This window comes from Streptomyces sp. NPDC093568, from assembly GCF_044764945.1.
Taxonomy (GTDB): Bacteria; Actinomycetota; Actinomycetes; order Streptomycetales; family Streptomycetaceae; genus Streptomyces.
Window position 1 is genome coordinate 96,071 of record NZ_JBIWJD010000016.1, and the last position, 17,851, is coordinate 113,921.

The 17,851-nt window shown below is 68.7% G+C and carries 16 protein-coding genes, 1 rRNA gene, 1 pseudogene and 1 riboswitch; of the genes and pseudogenes, 3 read left to right on the forward strand and 15 right to left on the reverse strand.

Annotated features, from left to right (window positions below):
* Positions 1 to 5: 5 nt before the first annotated feature.
* The 3 genes and pseudogenes from kdpF to ACIRD7_RS38910 all read right to left on the reverse strand — a co-directional run.
* Entirely contained in the window at positions 6 to 95 is a 90-nt protein-coding gene (gene kdpF, locus ACIRD7_RS38900; RefSeq protein WP_016434100.1) for a K(+)-transporting ATPase subunit F, read from the reverse strand.
* Positions 96 to 337: 242 nt separating this feature from the next.
* Positions 338 to 502: a hypothetical protein gene (locus ACIRD7_RS38905; protein WP_403460737.1), complete on the reverse strand. Its 165-nt coding sequence runs from the start codon at positions 500 to 502 to the stop codon at positions 338 to 340.
* Positions 503 to 542: 40 nt separating this feature from the next.
* Positions 543 to 715, reverse strand: a pseudogene (locus ACIRD7_RS38910) (sensor histidine kinase KdpD); the annotation flags it as partial.
* A 313-nt stretch (positions 716 to 1,028) separates the two neighbouring features.
* Here ACIRD7_RS38910 and ACIRD7_RS38915 point away from each other — a divergent pair.
* Both ACIRD7_RS38915 and ACIRD7_RS38920 read left to right on the forward strand, forming a co-directional pair.
* Entirely contained in the window at positions 1,029 to 2,984 is a 1,956-nt protein-coding gene (locus ACIRD7_RS38915) for an amino acid transporter (RefSeq protein ID WP_403460719.1), read from the forward strand.
* Positions 2,985 to 3,086: 102 nt separating this feature from the next.
* Positions 3,087 to 3,608 carry a hypothetical protein gene (locus tag ACIRD7_RS38920; RefSeq protein ID WP_403460720.1) on the forward strand — a complete coding sequence of 174 codons (522 nt, stop codon included), beginning with the start codon at positions 3,087 to 3,089 and terminating at the stop codon, positions 3,606 to 3,608.
* A gap of 104 nt (positions 3,609 to 3,712) precedes the next feature.
* Here ACIRD7_RS38920 and gcvP read toward each other — a convergent pair whose 3' ends face one another.
* Positions 3,713 to 6,598: an aminomethyl-transferring glycine dehydrogenase gene (gcvP, locus tag ACIRD7_RS38925; protein WP_403460721.1), complete on the reverse strand. Its 2,886-nt coding sequence runs from the start codon at positions 6,596 to 6,598 to the stop codon at positions 3,713 to 3,715.
* Positions 6,599 to 6,775: 177 nt separating this feature from the next.
* Positions 6,776 to 6,870, reverse strand: a riboswitch (glycine riboswitch).
* Between the two features lie 113 nt (positions 6,871 to 6,983).
* Here gcvP and ACIRD7_RS38930 point away from each other — a divergent pair.
* Complete coding sequence (locus ACIRD7_RS38930; RefSeq protein WP_403460722.1) at positions 6,984 to 7,391, forward strand: PRC-barrel domain-containing protein; 408 nt, start codon at positions 6,984 to 6,986, stop codon at positions 7,389 to 7,391.
* 91 nt (positions 7,392 to 7,482) lie between these two features.
* On the opposite strand, the gene ACIRD7_RS38935 is transcribed toward ACIRD7_RS38930, so the two are convergent.
* From ACIRD7_RS38935 to rrf, 11 genes are all read right to left on the reverse strand, one after another.
* Entirely contained in the window at positions 7,483 to 8,898 is a 1,416-nt protein-coding gene (locus tag ACIRD7_RS38935; protein WP_403460723.1) for a DNA polymerase IV, read from the reverse strand.
* Between the two features lie 85 nt (positions 8,899 to 8,983).
* On the reverse strand, positions 8,984 to 9,667 hold the full coding sequence (locus ACIRD7_RS38940; RefSeq protein ID WP_403460724.1) for a MerR family transcriptional regulator: 684 nt from the start codon (positions 9,665 to 9,667) through the stop codon (positions 8,984 to 8,986).
* A 265-nt stretch (positions 9,668 to 9,932) separates the two neighbouring features.
* Positions 9,933 to 10,406 (reverse strand): bifunctional nuclease family protein, encoded by a 474-nt coding sequence (locus ACIRD7_RS38945; protein ID WP_004002801.1) that lies wholly within the window; start codon positions 10,404 to 10,406, stop codon positions 9,933 to 9,935.
* 86 nt (positions 10,407 to 10,492) lie between these two features.
* Positions 10,493 to 11,230, reverse strand: coding sequence for a MerR family transcriptional regulator (locus ACIRD7_RS38950; protein WP_403460726.1), 738 nt, complete (start codon positions 11,228 to 11,230; stop codon positions 10,493 to 10,495).
* Positions 11,231 to 11,271: 41 nt separating this feature from the next.
* Positions 11,272 to 12,174: an FHA domain-containing protein gene (locus tag ACIRD7_RS38955; RefSeq protein WP_403460727.1), complete on the reverse strand. Its 903-nt coding sequence runs from the start codon at positions 12,172 to 12,174 to the stop codon at positions 11,272 to 11,274.
* A 61-nt stretch (positions 12,175 to 12,235) separates the two neighbouring features.
* Complete coding sequence (locus ACIRD7_RS38960) at positions 12,236 to 13,090, reverse strand: DUF881 domain-containing protein (protein WP_403460728.1); 855 nt, start codon at positions 13,088 to 13,090, stop codon at positions 12,236 to 12,238.
* A 5-nt stretch (positions 13,091 to 13,095) separates the two neighbouring features.
* A complete protein-coding gene (locus ACIRD7_RS38965; protein ID WP_003988855.1) occupies positions 13,096 to 13,428 on the reverse strand; it encodes a small basic family protein in 333 nt (110 codons plus the stop codon).
* Complete coding sequence (locus ACIRD7_RS38970) at positions 13,425 to 14,336, reverse strand: DUF881 domain-containing protein (protein WP_403460729.1); 912 nt, start codon at positions 14,334 to 14,336, stop codon at positions 13,425 to 13,427. The genes ACIRD7_RS38965 and ACIRD7_RS38970 overlap by 4 nt, the downstream gene beginning before the upstream one ends.
* A gap of 99 nt (positions 14,337 to 14,435) precedes the next feature.
* Positions 14,436 to 16,931, reverse strand: coding sequence for a sugar phosphate nucleotidyltransferase (locus ACIRD7_RS38975; protein WP_403460730.1), 2,496 nt, complete (start codon positions 16,929 to 16,931; stop codon positions 14,436 to 14,438).
* A gap of 115 nt (positions 16,932 to 17,046) precedes the next feature.
* Complete coding sequence (locus ACIRD7_RS38980; RefSeq protein ID WP_403460731.1) at positions 17,047 to 17,655, reverse strand: CDP-alcohol phosphatidyltransferase family protein; 609 nt, start codon at positions 17,653 to 17,655, stop codon at positions 17,047 to 17,049.
* 109 nt (positions 17,656 to 17,764) lie between these two features.
* A 5S ribosomal RNA gene (gene rrf / locus ACIRD7_RS38985) occupies positions 17,765 to 17,851 on the reverse strand; the annotation flags it as partial.

A 17,851-nucleotide genomic window follows, 5' to 3' on the forward strand; every position in this document is an offset into this window, starting at 1 on the left:
TTGCCTCAGAACCTCTCCGGGAAGATCAGGGCGAGGACGAGATAGCCCAGCAGGGCGACGGCCACGACGAGGCCGACGATGTTCTCGGCGGTCACAGCTTGGTCACCCCCTTGGCAACGAGAGCCACCAGCGCGAAGCACGCGATCGTGATGACGACGAAGGCCAGATCGGCCACCGTGGACTCCTGGAGTGAGGTTCGGTCGGACAGGAACGACTCGAGGAAACAGCCTTGGTGGCCGGATTCGAGCGCCGTTGACGGCTCCCATACGGCCCGCCGCGCACCCTTGACGGTTCTCTTACGGCGACCCGATCACCGCAGGTCGCAGGCGCGCCGGGGTCAGAACAAGCGGAACCGCAACCGGCAGATCACCGCCTCCGTCTCCTTGCGCACGGCATGCGCGACGACCGCGCCCCGCTGGTTCTGCAGAAGCCGCTGCCACAGCTGCTCCGGTTCCGCCTCCGGGATCAGCACGGTGACCCCGGTGGCCGGCTCAGAGGCCAAGACGTCATGGACGGGTCTCCGACGCCCCGCCGAACGCATGCAGCCCCTCGGGCGGGATGTCGAGGAACTCGACCAGCGTGGCCCGGCGTACGACCTCGTCGGGCACCGTCTCGTGCTGCGGCACCCGGTGATCTTCTCGATCACGTCCTTGAGGGACTCCAGATGCTGGACGTTGACCGCGGTGACGACATCGATGCCCGCGAAGGCCAATACGAGCGCGTGGAGACCACCCAGCCACATCCCCCACCGTCTCCCCGGGGCGAACCATCGACGTCACCGTCAATAACGCTGAGTATCCCCCCTCAGCCCCACCACCCCCTCCCCCATACAGCCCAATCCCTGCCGCACACACCCCAAAGCCCACGTCTTTACAGGCGACCAACACAGACATGGCCAGTCTTAACGGAAGCTTGACGCCCACCGCCCCTCGATCCGTGGGCCCACACGTAACTCTCTGCTTACGCTGGTGCCGCCGTCCGCGTGATGGCCGGATTCGCTTGCCGACCCGCACATCAGGAGCACGCCGATGGCCACGACCGAACACCCTCCTCCCAGTCGCTTGCGCGCCTGGATGCTGGAGGGTCTGTCCGACATGGGCAAGGGCCACGGCTCCAAGGCTCCGCAGGCCGAGAAGGCGCCCGTGGACGAGGGGCAGCCCTGGTACCGGGTCATGTGCCTCACGGGCGTCGACTACTTCTCGACCCTCGGCTACCAGCCGGGCATCGCGGCCCTCGCGGCCGGCCTGCTCTCCCCGATCGCCACGATCGTGCTCGTGATCGTCACCCTGGCGGGCGCCCTGCCCGTCTACCGCCGGGTGGCCGAGGAGAGCCCGCACGGTCAGGGCTCGATCGCGATGCTGGAGCGGCTGCTGACCTTCTGGAAGGGCAAGCTGTTCGTCCTGACCCTGCTGGGCTTCGCGGCCACGGACTTCCTGATCACCATCACGCTCTCGGCGGCCGACGCCTCGACCCACCTGGTCGAGAACCCGCACCTGGAAAGCGCCCTGCACGACAAGCAGATGGTGATCACCCTGATCCTGGTGGCGCTGCTGGGAGCGGTGTTCCTCAAGGGCTTCCTGGAGGCCATCGGCGTCGCGGTCGTCCTGGTGGGCATCTACCTCGCGCTCAACGCCGTCGTCGTGGTCTCCGGCCTCTACCACGTCGTCACCGAGGGCCACGTCGTCACCGACTGGTCCAACGCCCTGACCGCCGAGCACGGCAACGTCTTCGTCATGATCGGCGTGGCCCTGATCGTCTTCCCCAAGCTCGCGCTCGGCCTGTCCGGCTTCGAGACCGGCGTCGCGGTGATGCCGCACGTCAAGGGCGACCCGGGCGAGACCGAGGAGAACCCCAAGGGGCGGATCCGGGACACCAAGAAGCTGCTCACCACCGCTGCCGTGATCATGAGCTGCTTCCTGATCACGACGAGCTTCATCACCACCCTGCTGATCCCCGAGAAGGATTTCGAGCCGGGCGGCGAGGCCAACGGCCGTGCCCTCGCCTTCCTCGCGCACGAGTACCTCGGCAACGCCTTCGGCACGGTCTACGACGTCTCCACGATCGCCATCCTGTGGTTCGCCGGCGCCTCGGCCATGGCCGGGCTGCTCAACCTGATGCCCCGCTATCTGCCGCGCTACGGCATGGCCCCGCACTGGGCGCGCGCGGTGCGTCCGATGGTCATCGTCTTCACCCTGGTCGCGTTCCTGGTCACCTGGATCTTCGACGCCAGTGTCGACGCGCAGGGCGGCGCGTACGCCACCGGCGTCCTGGTGCTCATCAGCTCCGCCGCGATCGCCGTGACCATCGCCGCCCGCGAGGCCGGCCAGCGCAAGTGGTTCATCGGGTTCGCGGTCATCTCGGCCGTCTTCCTCTACACGACCGTCGTGAATGTCATCGAGCGCCCCGACGGTGTGAAGATCGGCGCCTGCTTCATCGCCGGCATCATCCTCGTCTCCCTGCTCTCGCGGCTGCTGCGTGCCTTCGAGCTCCGCGTCACCAGCGTGACGCTCGACGACATGGCGGAACGATTCATCAGGGACATCGCGAGCCGGAAGATCCGGTTCATCGCGAACGAGCCCGACAGCCGGGACAAGGCCGAGTACCGCGACAAGATCGAGCAGATCCGCCACGACAACGACCTGCCGGAGCAGGAGGACTTCGTCTTCGTGGAGGTGACGGTCACCGACCCCTCGGAGTTCGAGGCCGGGCTGGCCGTACGCGGCCAGGTCATGCACAACCGCTACCGCGTCCTCACCCTGGAGTCCTCCTCCATCCCCAACGCCCTGGCCGCCCTGCTCCTGCACGTGCGCGACACGACCGGCTGCATCCCGCACATCTACTTCGAGTGGACCGAGGGCACCCCGTTCGCCAACTTCCTGCGCTTCTTCCTCTTCGGCCAGGGCGAGGTAGCCCCGGTCACCCGCGAGGTGCTGCGCGAGGCCGAGCCGGACCGGGATCGCCGGCCGCGCGTGCACACGGGCTGAACCGGCCGCGGCCATCAGAATCGCGTCAACGATGAGCCGTAAGGCGTCAGAGCACCGTCAGCGGAGTTCGCGCGGGCGCCACCGCCCCCTACCGTCTGCACTGTGGACGGAAGCAGACCGCGCCCGGCCCCGACCGGTGACCGCCACTGGCGCGACAGCGCCCGGTTCGCCACCGGCTGTGCTCTGACGTTCTTCGCCATGACCCTGGTGGTCGACTGGGACGCGCACACCCTGACAGCGCCGCGCACCATGCTGTGGCTGGTCATGACCGCCCTGCTCTTCACGATCCTGCTTCCCCAGCGGGTGACCGCCGGCCCCGGCTGGCTCGCGGTACGCGGTCTCGTACGCCATCAGGCCGTACGCACGGACGCCCTGGTGACCGTACGCCAGTACGGCGACGTCTCCACTCACCTGACCCTGTGCGACACGGACGGCCGCCGCCTGGAACTGGACCCGCGCATCCTTGTCGCCAACCCCCTGCTGTGGCACGAGTTCGACACCGGGGTACGCCGCTCACGGGCCGGCGGGACGCTGCGCGAGGGCATCGACGTACTGGAACGCCTGCGACACGAGATCGACGACACGCAGGCGCGGGCGGTGCTCAGGGCGTCGGGGCTCTTCTGATCCGCCGACCCGCTTCTACAGCGGGAAACCCCAGGAAACCGAAGGGCTCCGCCCCGGCCACGTACGGCCGAAGCGGAGCCCCTCAGTCACAGACCGACCGGATCTCAGTCGTCGTAGGCGTCCAGCGGCGGGCAGGAGCACACCAGGTTCCGGTCACCGAAGGCCTGGTCGATACGGCGCACCGGCGGCCAGTACTTCTCGGCGGCCGACACTCCGGCCGGGAACACGGCCTCCTCACGGCTGTAGGCGTGCTCCCACTCCCCGCCGAGCGCGCCGGCGGTGTGCGGGGCGTTGCGCAGCGGGTTGTCCTCGGCCGGCCAGTCGCCCGACCCGACCTTCTCGATCTCCGCACGGATGGCGATCATCGCGTCGCAGAACCGGTCGAGTTCGTTCAGGTCCTCGGACTCGGTCGGCTCGATCATCAGCGTGCCGGCCACCGGGAACGACATCGTCGGCGCGTGGAAGCCGTAGTCGATGAGCCGCTTGGCCACGTCGTCGACACTCACGCCGGTCGCCTTGGTCAGCGGACGCAGGTCGATGATGCACTCGTGCGCGACGAGCCCGCCGGGCCCGGTGTAGAGCACGGGGTAGTGCGGCTCGAGCCGCTTGGCGACGTAGTTGGCGGACAGCACGGCCACCTGCGTGGCCCGCTTCAGCCCCTCGCCGCCCATGAGGCGGACGTACGCCCACGAGATGGGCAGGATCCCCGCGGAACCCCACGGCGCGGCCGAGATCGGGCCGACGCCCGTCTCCGGCCCGGCCGCAGGCTGCAGCGGGTGGTTGGGCAGGTACGGCGCGAGGTGGGCGCGCACACCGACCGGGCCGACGCCCGGACCGCCGCCGCCGTGCGGGATGCAGAAGGTCTTGTGCAGGTTCAGGTGCGAGACGTCGCCGCCGAAGTGCCCCGGCTTGGCCAGTCCCACCAGCGCGTTGAGGTTCGCGCCGTCCACGTACACCTGGCCACCGGCCTCGTGGACCTGCGCGCAGATGTCGGCGACGTGCTCCTCGAACACACCGTGCGTCGACGGGTACGTGATCATCAGCACGGACAGCTCGTCCCGGTACTGCTCGATCTTCGCCCGCAGGTCCTCGACGTCGATCTCGCCGTCCTCGGCGGTCTTCACGACGACGACCTTCATGCCGGCCATGACGGCGCTGGCGGCGTTCGTGCCGTGCGCGGAGGACGGGATCAGACAGACGGTCCGCTGCTCGTCCCCGTTGGCCCGGTGGTACCCGCGCACGGCGAGCAGTCCGGCCAGCTCGCCCTGCGACCCGGCGTTCGGCTGGAGCGACACCTTGTCGTAGCCGGTGACCTCGGCGAGACGTTCCTCCAGCTCACGGATGAGCGTCAGATAGCCCTGGGCCTGCTCGGCGGGCGCGAAGGGGTGCAGCTGCCCGAACTCCGGCCAGGTGACCGGCTCCATCTCGGTGGTGGCGTTGAGCTTCATCGTGCAGGAGCCCAGCGGGATCATGCCGCGGTCGAGCGCGTAGTCACGGTCGGCCAGCCGGCGCAGGTAGCGCAGCATCGCCGTCTCGGAGCGGTGCTGGTGGAAGACGGGGTGCGTGAGGTAGTCGTCGGTGCGCAGCAGCGCGTCCGGGACGGCCTCCTCGGTCGCCGTGTCCAGCGCCTCGATGTCCCCCTCGACCCCGAACGCCGTCCACACCGCGCCCACCTGGGCCCGTGCGGTGGTCTCGTCAAAGGCGACGGAGACGTGGTCGGCGTCGACGAGGCGCAGGTTGACGCCGTTCTGCCGGGCGGCGTCGACGACCTCGGCGGCCTTTCCGGGCACGCGCACGGTCAGCGTGTCGAAGTAGGAGCCGTGCACGACCTCGACCCCACCGGCCGTGAGGCCCGCGGCGAGGATCGAGGCGTAACGGTGGGTCCGCCGAGCGATGCTCTTGAGCCCCTCGGGCCCGTGGTAGACGGCGTACATCCCGGCCATCACGGCGAGCAGCACCTGGGCGGTGCAGATGTTGCTGGTCGCCTTCTCCCGCCGGATGTGCTGCTCACGGGTCTGGAGGGCGAGCCGGTACGCCTTGTTCCCGTCGGCGTCCTGGGACACACCCACGAGCCGCCCGGGCAGGCTGCGCGCGAACTTCTCGTGTACGGCCATGTAGCCGGCGTGCGGACCGCCGAAGCCCATCGGCACACCGAAGCGCTGGGTCGTCCCGACCGCGATGTCCGCCCCGAGCTCACCCGGCGACTTCAGCAGCGTCAGCGCGAGCAGATCGGCGGCGACGGTGACGAGGGCACCCAGCTCGTGGGCCTGCTCGATGACGGGCTTGATGTCCCGTACGACACCGGAGGCGCCGGGGTACTGGAGGAGCACGCCGGTGATCTCACGCGAGGCGAGGTCGGCCGGGATCCCGCCGCTGAGGTCGGCGACGACGATCTCCACGCCGGTGGGCTCGGCACGGGTCTCGATCACGGCGATGGTCTGCGGCAGCACATCCGCGTCGACCAGGAAGAGGCCCTTCTTGTTCCGGCCCATGCGCCGGGACAGCGCCATGGCCTCGGCCGCGGCCGTCCCCTCGTCGAGCAGCGAGGCACCGGAGGTCGGCAGCCCGGTCAGGTCGGCGACCATGGTCTGGAAGTTCAGCAGGGCTTCGAGGCGCCCCTGCGAGATCTCCGGCTGGTACGGCGTGTAGGCGGTGTACCAGGCCGGGTTCTCCATGACGTTCCGCAGGATGACCGGCGGGGTGAAGGTCCCGTAGTACCCGAGGCCGATCATCGAGTCCAGCACCTGGTTGCGGTCCGCGAGCGAGCGCAGCTCGGCCAGCACCTCGGGCTCGGTGCGCGCTCCCGGCAGGTCGAGCGAGTCGGCGTTCTTGATCACGTCCGGCACGGCGGCCGCGGTGAGGTCGTCCAGGGAGCCGTAGCCGACCTGGGCGAGCATCTTGGCCCGAGCCTCGTGGTCAGGACCGATATGACGCTGCTCGAACGGGATCCCCTGTTCGAGCTCGGAGAGCGGAATGCGGTGGGCGGTCATTGCGGAGGCCTCCTGGTCTGACGCGACCTTCGAGGGGCACCACGGCGCGGGTACCCGGACGGCCTCCCCCTCTGTCATCTCAACCTGAGAGCTTCACCGGGTCACCACAAGGGTTCCCGGCTTTCACCGTCGGTGAGAGCGGAAGCCGTCGACACCCGCCCTGCTTTCCAGAGTGACCTCGTCCGAGCGGTACGTGAGCCTGAGAGATTCCGGGGAGGATTTGCTCCTTCGGCGCCTCCGATGTCGCCGGAGGACTCTCCCGCACGGGGTCAGCAGCCGCTAAAAGCCTACCAGCGAGGTCAACGAGGCGACCTTCGAGTGGCCACTCTCACCAATGTGCCTTTTCGTAGTGCTTACGGATGAGTTGCGACCAAGTGGAGGGCCCGTGCAGACCGACATCGATCCGCGCAACCTGATCGGCCGCAAGGCCTTCGACCGCAACGGCACCAAGATCGGCACCATCGACGAGGTCTACCTCGACGACGCGACCGGAGTACCGGAGTGGGCGGCGATACGCACCGGCCTCTTCTCCCGGGACGCCTTCGTCCCCCTGGAGCCCAGCGAACTGGTCGAGGGCACCCTCCACATCCCCTTCGACCGGGCCCTCATCAAGGACGCCCCCGACTTCGGAGTGGGCCGCCACCTCTCCCCCGAGCAGGAACTCCAGCTCTACCACCACTACGGGCTCGACGTAACGGCCCCGCCGCCACCCCCCGACCGGGACTTCGGCAACCTGGCCTCCACCGAGGACCCCGACAACAACGGCCCGAAAACCCCCCACGCACACCCCTGACCCAGGCGGGCCATCCGTAGGCCGGCTGCGCGGGGGCTGGGTGCCGCTGAACAACTCCGCCGCCGATCGCCCGAGCACCCACCGCTCCGCCCTACCCAGGCGCCACAGACGACGCCCCACCAGCGCCGACGGCCCCGCTCCGCCCCACGGGCCCCGCCACCAACGGCAACGGCTCCGCCGCCTCCAGCTCCGGATCATCGACCCGAAACGTCCGCACCCTCCCCGGCTCCGACCCAGGCGTCTCGAACCGCACGGTCACCCGCCCGACCCCGCTCCCCTGCACCCACCCGTGCCCGTACTCGACATGCCGCACGTCGTGCCCGGCATGCCACCGCCGCTCACTCACCCCGGTCTCCCCCCGCGCCGCCGCGGCCTCTTCCTCCCCGTCCTCCGCCGCGGAGCCCGCGGCCCCCGCAGCCGCTTCCCCCCGCTCCCCCGCGGCCTGCGCGAACAGGTCCTCCTGCGTGTAGTCGGCCAGTCCGCTCACCCCGACTCCCAGCAGCCGCACCCCACCCGTCGTGTCCACGGATTCCAGGAGCCGCGCGGCAGCCTCGCGCACCACAGCCGGATCGTCCGTCGGCCCCCGCAGCGTCTCCGACCGCGTCAAGGTCGAGAAGTCGTACCGCCGCACCTTGAGCACGATCGTCCGCCCGGACAGTCCGGCCCCCCGCAACCGCCGTACACAGCGGTCGGCCAGTCGCTGCACCTCCAGCCCCACCCGGACCCGGTCGTGAATGTCCACGTCGTACGTGTCCTCGACCGACACCGACTTGGTCTCCCGCTCGGCCACCACAGGCCGCTCGTCGTGCGCCAGGGCCATCGCGTACAGCGCGTGCCCATGCGCCTTCCCCAGCAGCCGCACGAGCTCGTCCTCACCCGCCTCGGCGATCTCCTCGACCGTGTGGATCCCGGCCCGCCGCAGATGGTCCCCGGTCGCCGGCCCCACCCCCGGCAGGGTCCGCACCGACATCGGCCCGAGCATCGCCCGCTCGGTCCCGGGCTCGATCAGCACCAGTCCGTCGGGCTTGGCCTCCTCGGAGGCGATCTTCGCGAGCATCTTGGACGCGGCAAGCCCCACGGACCCCGCGAGCCCGGTGGCCGCCCGTATGTCGGCCCGCAGCTTCGCCCCCACCAGCCGCGCCGACGCTTCGTCCCAGGCCGCTTCTCCGGCCTCCAGGTCCACGAACGCCTCGTCCAGGCTCAGCGGCTCCACCAGCGGCGACAGCTCGCGCAGCAGCCCCATCACGAGCTCGCTGATGTCGCGGTAGATCCCGAAGCGCGGCACGAGATACGCGGCGTTCGGCGCCAGCCGGCGCGCCTGCGCCATGGGCATCGCCGAGTGCACCCCGAAGACCCGGGCCTCATAGGAGGCGGTCGCGACCACTCCCCGCGGCCCGAGCCCGCCCACGATGACGGCTTTCCCGCGCAGGCTCGGCTTGGATGCCTGCTCCACCGAGGCGTAGAAGGCATCCATGTCGAGATGCAGGATCGTGGGCGCGTTTCTCACACCTCTGATGCTGCCTCACACCACTGACAATGCCCTGCCCGGCCACGCCCGTGGGAGCAGCGGAGCGTCAAGGACCGGCCATCGCTCAGACCGCCCGGTTACGCCGCCGAGCCAGCTCGTCCGTCGGGTTGTGACCGATGAGCGTCTCCCCGGTGTCGATCCGCTCCCCGTGCAGCTGCGACAGGGCGCTCTCGACATCCCGCCACACCACACCCACGGCGATGCCGAAGATCCCCTGCCCGCCCTGGAGCAGCGCGTGCACCTCGTCCGGCGAGGTGCACTCGTACACCGTCGCGCCGTCGCTCATCAGCGTCATGCGCTCAAGATCACGAAAACCCCGCTCCCGCAGATGCTGCACGGCGGTGCGGATGTTCTGGAGCGACACCCCGGTGTCGAGGAAGCGCTTGACGATCTTCAGGACGACGACGTCGCGGAAGCTGTACAGCCGCTGCGTCCCCGACCCGTAGGCGGGCCGCACGCTCGGCTCGACGAGACCGGTGCGCGCCCAGTAGTCCAGTTGCCGGTACGTGATACCGGCGGCCGCACACGCCGTCGGACCGCGATAACCGATCTCCTCGGTCGCCATGGACGCCGCCCCTCCGCCGCTGCTCGGCACGACCGTCGGCCGCTGCACGACGTGATCCGCGCTGCCGGGCTGGGGATACCCCCTGCTCGAACGCAGCTGAGAACCTGGGGGAGGGTACGGACCGCTCGCCCCGGAACCGCGTCCCAGGGGACCCCCAGCCGTACCGTCGCCGCTGCTTCTCACGCCGACCTCCGTCCTTGACCTGCCTTCTCGACGGTAGGCAGTCACCAGGGGTGCGTCAACGATCGCCACACTCGGCACGCCGAGTGATAATCACCCTAGGAGTGGTTTCCCGCACCCCACCGCGGGGAAAGGCTAGCCGAATGCCCTCGGGACAGGCCTCAGGACTCTCACGCTCGCCGCTGGCAAATGCCGGCATTTGAGCCGTAACCGGCCGTGGGCCGCACCACGACGGACAGCGAGCCCGCCCGGCACCGCCCACGCCGCCTCACTGACTGCTGGTGCCGAAGTCCTCCGGCGAGATCTGGTCGAGGAACTCGCGGAACTTCTCCACCTCGTCCTCCTGCTCGTCCGGAATCGCGATGCCGGCGTCGTCGAGCACCCCGTCGCTGCCGTAGATCGGCGTTCCGGTGCGCAGGGCCAGCGCTATGGCATCGGACGGGCGGGCGCTCACCTCGACGCCGCTGGCGAAGACCAGCTCCGCGTAGAAGACGCCTTCACGCAGGTCCGTGATGCGTACTTCGGTGAGCTCCTGGCCGACGGCCTCCAGCACGTCCTTGAACAGGTCGTGGGTCAGCGGTCGCGCGGGGGCCATGCCCTGCTGGGCGAAGGCGATCGCCGTCGCCTCCCCCGGCCCGATCCAGATGGGGAGGTAGCGGTCGCCTCCCACTTCGCGCAGGAGCACGATCGGTTGGTTGGAGGGCATTTCGACCCGGACACCTACGACATCGAGCTCGTTCACACAGCAACCCTAGGCCGTGCCCGGGACGTTTGGGTAGTCGGGCCCGGAACGGGTGGCCGATCCGGCCGCCCCGAGGTATGCCACGCTCAGGGCAGCCGTACCCCGAGAGCCGTCTGCACCAGCGCGGAGTGCAGCTTCACGGTGAGCCCCGCCAGCTCCTTGGCGCGGGCCTCGGCATGAGCCCTCGTCTGCGGGTTGCGGTGCCGCCTCAGCGGCGCCACGACCTGGTCCACGAGCCCGGCCTCACGGTCGGCGGCGGCCTTCATGACCCGAAGGTGCCTTGGCTCGATTCCGAACCGCCCCAGCTCGACCACGAGCGAGGCCACCGTGACCGCCTCCGCCTCGTACGCCCCGTCCGGCAGCGCACTGATCAGGCCGTACGACTCCCACTCAGCGAGTTCGCGCTCCTCGATCTCGGCGGCGGCGAGCAGCTCGGCGCGACCGATCCGGGGTGCCGGGGGTGCCTCCACGGGCTCCAGGACCGTTTCTCCGTCCCGCTGGCGGCACACGGCGGGCAGGGGTGCCGCCTCGCCGCGCTCCATGGCGTCCAGATGCTCCCGGATCACCTTGAGCGGCAGATAGTGGTCCCGCTGCATCCGCAGGACGTGACCGAGCCGCTCGACGTCCTGCGCGCTGAACTTGCGATACCCCGAGGGGGTCCGCTGCGGCTCGACAAGGCCCTCCGACTCCAGGAAACGGATCTTGGAGATGGTGATGTCAGGGAACTCCTCGCGCAGCACGTTCAGCACTGTGCCGATGCTCATCAGCCGACCGTCCGTGGCGGCGGTGCCGTGCCGGGCACCGCCGCTCGGTGTTTTCAGCATGAACCTTCCCTGGTTCTCCCCGGACGGGCTCCGGGGGAGGGTCAGTAGCCCCGCTGGCTCGCGTAGAAGACCAGCCGGTACTTGCCGATCTGCACCTCGTCGCCGTTGTTCAGGGCGACCTGGTCGATCCGCTCGCGGTTGACGTACGTGCCGTTCAGGCTGCCGACGTCGGCGACCGTGAACGAGCCGTCCTGAGCGCGACGGAACTCCACGTGGCGGCGCGAGACCGTCACGTCGTCCAGGAAGATGTCGCTCTGCGGGTGACGGCCGGCCGTGGTCAGATCGCCGTCCAGGAGGAACCGGCTGCCCGAGTTCGGCCCGCGGCGCACCACCAGTAGCGCGGAGCCCAGCGGAAGCGCGTCGACGGCCGCCTGGGCCTCCGGCGACAGCGCCGGGATCTGCGTCTGACCGGTGGTCTCGGCGTCGTAGGCCTCGATACCGGAGATGGAGATCGTGGAGGTGGTCTCGGACGGACGCTCGGCGGCCGCACCGCGCAGCGGGGCGCCGCAGTTGGAACAGAAGCGGCTGTTCTCCGCGTTGCGGTTACCGCACCTCGTACACACCAGGGCCGACATCGGGGAAAACCCTCCACCCGTACTTGAGGTTGACGGTTGCCCGAAACCTATGCCGCCGGACTGGCCAGGGTCAACCGACTGCGCGCCCTGACCTCCGGAAATGTCACCGCCCGGACCAGACACCTGGTCCCTGAACAGCGGGCGCTGGACGTCCTCGTCCCCCTGTGCGCGGTGACGAGCGGTCGCGTTGTCGCTGCCCTCTCGCGCGCTCTTGCCGAACAACTTCGCAAACAACTTCACGGGCGATTCCCCTTGACCGAAACAGACCCGCCCGTGGGGCAGGACGAACCCTGACTGCACTCTCTGACCGACCCGGACATCTTCACAACGTCCGTCTCCACCAGACAGTTTCCACCACGCACCACCCATTCGGTGCGCCGACCCCCCGCAACCTCATGCCCTCCGCGGTCGTCCCGCATGCACCCTCGGTTCACTGGGAGGACGACCGAGCGTAGTCAGGCCGCTCCGCCGCTCGCAAGGCGTCCACGACGATCTTGTCCGACCGCTCGATCGTCACGGTGGCCTGCTCCTTCTCGAGGGTCTGCACCACGCCTCCAGGGATGTTGAGCGCCGGTTCGAGGTCCTGCGGCTTGCCGATGACCTTGAAACGATAGGGCGCGTTGATCTTGTTCCCGTCGACACTCACGCTATTGCCGGAATCGGTCAGATAGGTGCCGGCGACGACGCGTACGCCGTTCACCTGGATCGCCTCCGCGCCCGCGGCGCGCAGCTCCTGGATCGCGTCGAGCAGCATGTCAGCCTCGACCGTCCCCTTCGTGTCGTCGATGGTCATCGTGATGCCAGGTCCCTGCGCGGCCACCGTGCCCGCCAGGATGCCGAGTTGCCTCTCCTTCTCGACGGTCTGCTTGCGGGCCTCCTCGGCCTGGTTCGAACTGTTCTCCAGTTCGTCGCGCTGTTTCTCCAGACCTTGCTTCTCGTCCTCTAGACGCTGAGTACGGTCGTCCAGTTCATCGAGGATGCGAACCAGATCTTCCTGACGTGCCCCACGCAGTGCGCTGTCGCTGTCACTGTTCGACGCCACCTGGACGGCCAGCCCGAATCCGAGGCCGAACAGCAGCAGGGCGACGATGAGTTGGGCCCTGGTGACACGCGGCGGCCACAGCCCCTGCGCCAGCCGCTGCCGCCCGGTCAGCCCCGCCTCGGGCAGCGCCTCGGGTGTCCGCGGGTCCTCGGGAGCGTCCACGGGCTCGGCGGAGCCCGCCGGCATCTCCTCGGGGAGCTGCTTGCGCAGCCTGTTCTCGGTGGTCTCGTCGTGGTTGCTCATCGGCCTCACGCCCGGAACACGTGCCGGCGAATCGCCGCGGCGTTCGAGAAGATCCGGATGCCGAGCACCACGACCACGCCCGTGGACAGCTGGGCGCCCACGCCCAACTTGTCACCCAGGAACACGATCAGCGCGGCGACGACCACGTTGGACAGGAACGACACTACGAAGACCTTGTCGTCAAAGATCCCGTCGAGCATGGCCCGCAGACCTCCGAAGACGGCGTCCAGCGCCGCCACGACGGCGATCGGCAGATAAGGCTCGACGACCGCCGGAACCTCAGGCCGGACCAACAGTCCTGCCACGACTCCCACGACGAGGCCCAGTACGGCGATCACGATGTGCCCTTCTCGGTTTTCTCGGTGTTCGGCTGTGCTGTACGTACGATCACGCTCGGTGCGGCCGGCAGCCGGAGGTCGTCCTGCACGGAGATGCTGGTCCGGATGCCGAAGTTCTCCTGCAAGGCGTGCAGGTACAGTCCGTCGGCGCTGTCCTGGAACCTGCTGCTCAGCCGCTCCCCGTCCCCCACCGCGAGCACCGTGTACGGCGGAACCAGCGGCTTGTTGTCGACCAGTATCGCGTCACCCGCGGCCCTGATCGCCGACAGGGCTGTCAGCCGCTGTCCGTTGATCGAGACGGCTTCGGCGCCCGACTCCCACAGCCCGTTGACCACACGCTGCATGTCGCGGTCGCGGACCCGCCCGGTGTCGGAGAATCCGGTCGCGCCCCGGGGGTCGGTGCCGCCCTCGGTGCCGGCTTCCTTGGCGTCGTTCACGACCAGCTTCACGCCGGGTCCGTGCACCTCGACGGCGCCCGACAGAATGCCCATGAGCTCCGCCTGGTCGCCGCCCGTCGACTTCAGGGCCTCGCGCTGCCGGGCGCTCACGTCGGCGCGCAGATCGTCGACGCTCTCCTCCAGCTTGTCCGCGGTCGCCGTCTCCCGGTCGATGCGGTCGATCAGCTCCTCGCGCTCCTTGGCCACGACGGGCGCCGCCACACGCGCCTGTGCCGCTCCCACGGTCACCACGAGCGCCGCGAGCACCAGACCGGCGGCCAGCCCCAGCTTCGCCCTGAGCGTCTTGGGCAGGCCCCCGTCCCCCGCGGCCTTCTTCCGGGCGGCCGCCTCGGCGTACCCGTCGTCGAGGCTGTGATCCATGACGTTGGTGAGCAGCGACATGGACGCGTCCGGGCGCGCAGGGGGCGTGGGTGTGCTCCGAACGGGGGGCTGCTGCGGCATGCCGCACATCGTCGCACGTCGCGACCGCTACCTCCGAATGGCCCCACCGGCGTGCCGGACAGGCCCCGTTCGGGCACACCTGTCCGGCACGCGCGTGTACTGCTTGCGTCAGCGGCCGGCGCTGTCCACGACCGCCGCCCACTCGTCGAGCAGGGCCTGCGCGGACGCGTCGTCCGGCCCCTCGGCCCACAGGTGGGTGACCGCCTCGGCCGGGTCCGGCAGCACCATCACCCAGCGGCCGTCGGTCTCCACGACCCGCACACCGTCAGTCGTGTCGACAAAGCGATCTCCGGCCTCCTCGACGACCCGACGCATGACGAGCCCCTTGACGGCCCACGGGGTCGCGAGATCCCGTTTGATGACATGCGCCCGCGGAATCCGCGCGTCGATCTGGCTGAGCGTGAGCTGCGTCCGCGCCACCAGCCCGATCAGCCGTACGAAGGCCGCCGTACCGTCGAAGACGCTGCTGAACTCCGGGACGATGAACCCGCCCTTGCCGTCACCACCGAAGATCGTCGTGTCGTCGCGCCCGACCCGGGTCAGGTCGTCGGGCGAGGTCGTCGTCCACTCCACCTGCGTCCCGTGATACGCCGCCACCTGCTCGGCGATACGGGTGGTGGTCACCGGCAGCGCCACCCGCCCACTGCGCCGCTCGGCGGCCACCAGGTCGAGCATGACCAGCAGCGCCCGGTCGTCCTCGACGATCCGGCCCTTCTCGTCGACCAGCGACAGCCGCTCGCCCACCGGGTCGAACCGCACCCCGAACGCGGCCCGCGCGGACGCCACGATCTCGCCCAGCCGCACCAGCCCCGACCGCCGTGTGTCCGCCGACTCCGTGGGCCTGGACTCGTCCAGACCGGGGTTGATGGTCAGCGAGTCCACACCGAGCTTGCCGAGCAGACTGGGCAGCACGAGCCCGGCACTGCCGTTCGACGCGTCGACGACGACCTTCAGCCCGGACTCCGAGATCCCGGTCGTGTCGACATTCCGCAGCAGCGACCCGGTGTACGAGTCGAAGACGCTGGCGGGGAAATGCAGGTCCCCGATCTCTCCCGGGAACGCCCGCCGGTACTCCTGGCGCGCGAAGACCCGGTCCAGCTTGCGCTGACTGGCCTGCGACAGGTCGGCGCCCTGCCCGTCGAAGAACATGATGTCGACGGAATCCGGCACCCCGGGCGTGGTCCGGATCATGATCCCGCCGGCACTGCCCCGCGCGGTCTGCTGCCGCGCCACCGGCAGCGGTACGTTCTCCAGGTCCCGTACGTCGATGGCGCTGGCCTGCAGAGCGGAGATCACCGCTCGTTTCAGCGCCCGGGCGCCACGGGAGTGGTCGCGGGCCGTGGTGACGGTGGAGCCCTTCTTCAAGGTCGTCGCGTAGGCACCGGCCAGGCGCACGGCGAGTTCCGGCGTGATCTCCACGTTCAGGATTCCGGAGACGCCACGGGCACCGAAGAGATGCGCCTGGCCCCTCGACTCCCAGATCACCGAGGTGTTGACGAAGGCGCCGGCCTCGATGGTCTTGAACGGATAGACCCGCACATTGCCCTGAACGATCGATTCCTCACCGATCAGGCACTCGTCACCGATGACCGCGCCGTCCTCGATCCGCGCGGCCCGCATGATGTCGGTGTTCTTTCCGACGACGCAGCCTCGCAGATTGCTGTGCTGCCCGATGTACACGTTGTCGTGCACGACGGCCCGGTGCAGGAAGGCCCCGCTCTTGACGACGACGTTCGAGCCGACGACGGTGTGCTCGCGGAGTTCCGTGCCGGCCTCGACCTTGGCGTAGTCGCCGATGTACAGCGGCCCGCGCAGTACGGCATCGGGATGCACCTCGGCACCCTCCGCCACCCACACACCCGGAGAGATCTCGAACCCGTCGAGCTCGACGTCGACCTTGCCCTCCAGGACGTCGGCCTGCGCCTTCACATAGCTCTCGTGGGTGCCTACGTCCTCCCAATAGCCCTCCGCGACGTACCCATAGATCGGCTTGCCTTCCTTCATCAGCTGCGGGAAGACATCGCCGGACCAGTCCACGGGAACATCGGGCTCGACATAGTCGAAGACCTCGGGCTCCATGACATAGATGCCGGTGTTCACGGTGTCCGAGAAGACCTGGCCCCAGGTCGGCTTCTCCAGGAAGCGTTCGACCTTGCCTTCCTCGTCGACGATCGTGATGCCGAATTCCAGGGGATTGGGCACACGCGTCAGACAGACGGTGACGAGCGATCCCTTTTCCTTGTGGAAGTTGATCAGCTCGGTGAGGTCGAAGTCAGTCAGGGCATCACCGGAGATCACGAGGAAGGCGTCATCCTTCAACGCCTCTTCGGCGTTCTTGACGCTTCCCGCGGTACCGAGTGGCTTCTCCTCGTTGGCATAGGTGAGCTCCATTCCGAGCTCTTCACCGTCACCGAAGTAGTTCTTGACCAGCGAAGCCAGGAACTGAACGGTCACGACGGTCTCATTCAGCCCATGCCTTTTGAGCAGCCTCAGAACGTGCTCCATGATCGGCCGGTTTACCACCGGCAGGAGCGGCTTGGGCATGCTTGAGGTCATGGGGCGAAGGCGCGTGCCTTCGCCTCCGGCCATCACGACGGCCTTCATGTCGGAAGCGTCCTCCTCGAAGAGACGACGGTCTAGCCGACTTCACCCCTCCAGATTGTCCCGCACTTTTCCGCCGCGGGCCATCGAGCCGCTACGCCCGATGCAATCGGCGAGTTCACTCGGCCATGGCGTCCGCTCGAACCAATCGGCGGACTTGCACCACGTAGAGCACTCCTGCCCACCAGTACAGCGTTGTACCCCATCCGGCGAACGCCCATCCGAAAATAGCAGCGAGTGACGAGATCCAACCACTTCCGTCACTGAGCAGTAGCAACGGGAAGGCGTACATCAGGTTGAACGTAGCTGCCTTCCCAAGGAAGTTCACCTGCGGCGGCGGATAGCCGTGGCGCCTGAGGATCCCCACCATCACCAGCAGAACCAGCTCTCGCGCCAGAAGTACAGCGGTCAACCAAAGCGGCAGAATCTCGCGCCAGGTGAGCCCGACCAATGTCGAAAGAATGTAGAGCCGGTCGGCCGCCGGATCGAGCAGCCGGCCGAGGCTGCTGACCTGGTTCCAACGCCGCGCCAGCTTGCCGTCCAGGTAGTCACTGACACCGCTCAGAGCCAGCACCAGAAGAGCCCAGCCGTCACTCTTCGGCCCGCCGAACTCAGGCCTGAGGATCAGCCACAGGAACAGCGGCACGCCAAGCAGCCGCGCCATGCTGAGGATGTTGGGGATGGTGAGGACCCGGTCCGTCTGGACACGGGTCTCCTGGACCTCCACCCGGGGGCCTCCTGTGGGAAACGTACCTACGATGCCCCCTGACCCTACCTCAACGCAAAAAAGCTCTGGCTCCTGGGCCAGATGCCCAAGAGCCAGAGCTTTAAAAGGAGTTCGGCGGTGTCCTACTCTCCCACAGGGTCCCCCCTGCAGTACCATCGGCGCTGTAAGGCTTAGCTTCCGGGTTCGGAATGTAACC

What these genes read in the sequence shown, in the direction of transcription:
- ACIRD7_RS38955 (WP_403460727.1), bottom strand. Translation starts at nt 12,174, where the DNA reads ATGGGTGGTGCGTGGTGGAAACTGTCTGGTGGAGACGGACGTTGTGAA.
- ACIRD7_RS38950 (WP_403460726.1), bottom strand. Translation starts at nt 11,230, where the DNA reads ATGCTGAAAACACCGAGCGGCGGTGCCCGGCACGGCACCGCCGCCACG.
- ACIRD7_RS38960 (WP_403460728.1), bottom strand. Translation starts at nt 13,090, where the DNA reads ATGAGCAACCACGACGAGACCACCGAGAACAGGCTGCGCAAGCAGCTC.
- ACIRD7_RS38915 (WP_403460719.1), top strand. Translation starts at nt 1,029, where the DNA reads ATGGCCACGACCGAACACCCTCCTCCCAGTCGCTTGCGCGCCTGGATG.
- ACIRD7_RS38970 (WP_403460729.1), bottom strand. Translation starts at nt 14,336, where the DNA reads ATGTGCGGCATGCCGCAGCAGCCCCCCGTTCGGAGCACACCCACGCCC.
- gcvP (WP_403460721.1), bottom strand. Translation starts at nt 6,598, where the DNA reads ATGACCGCCCACCGCATTCCGCTCTCCGAGCTCGAACAGGGGATCCCG.
- ACIRD7_RS38975 (WP_403460730.1), bottom strand. Translation starts at nt 16,931, where the DNA reads ATGAAGGCCGTCGTGATGGCCGGAGGCGAAGGCACGCGCCTTCGCCCC.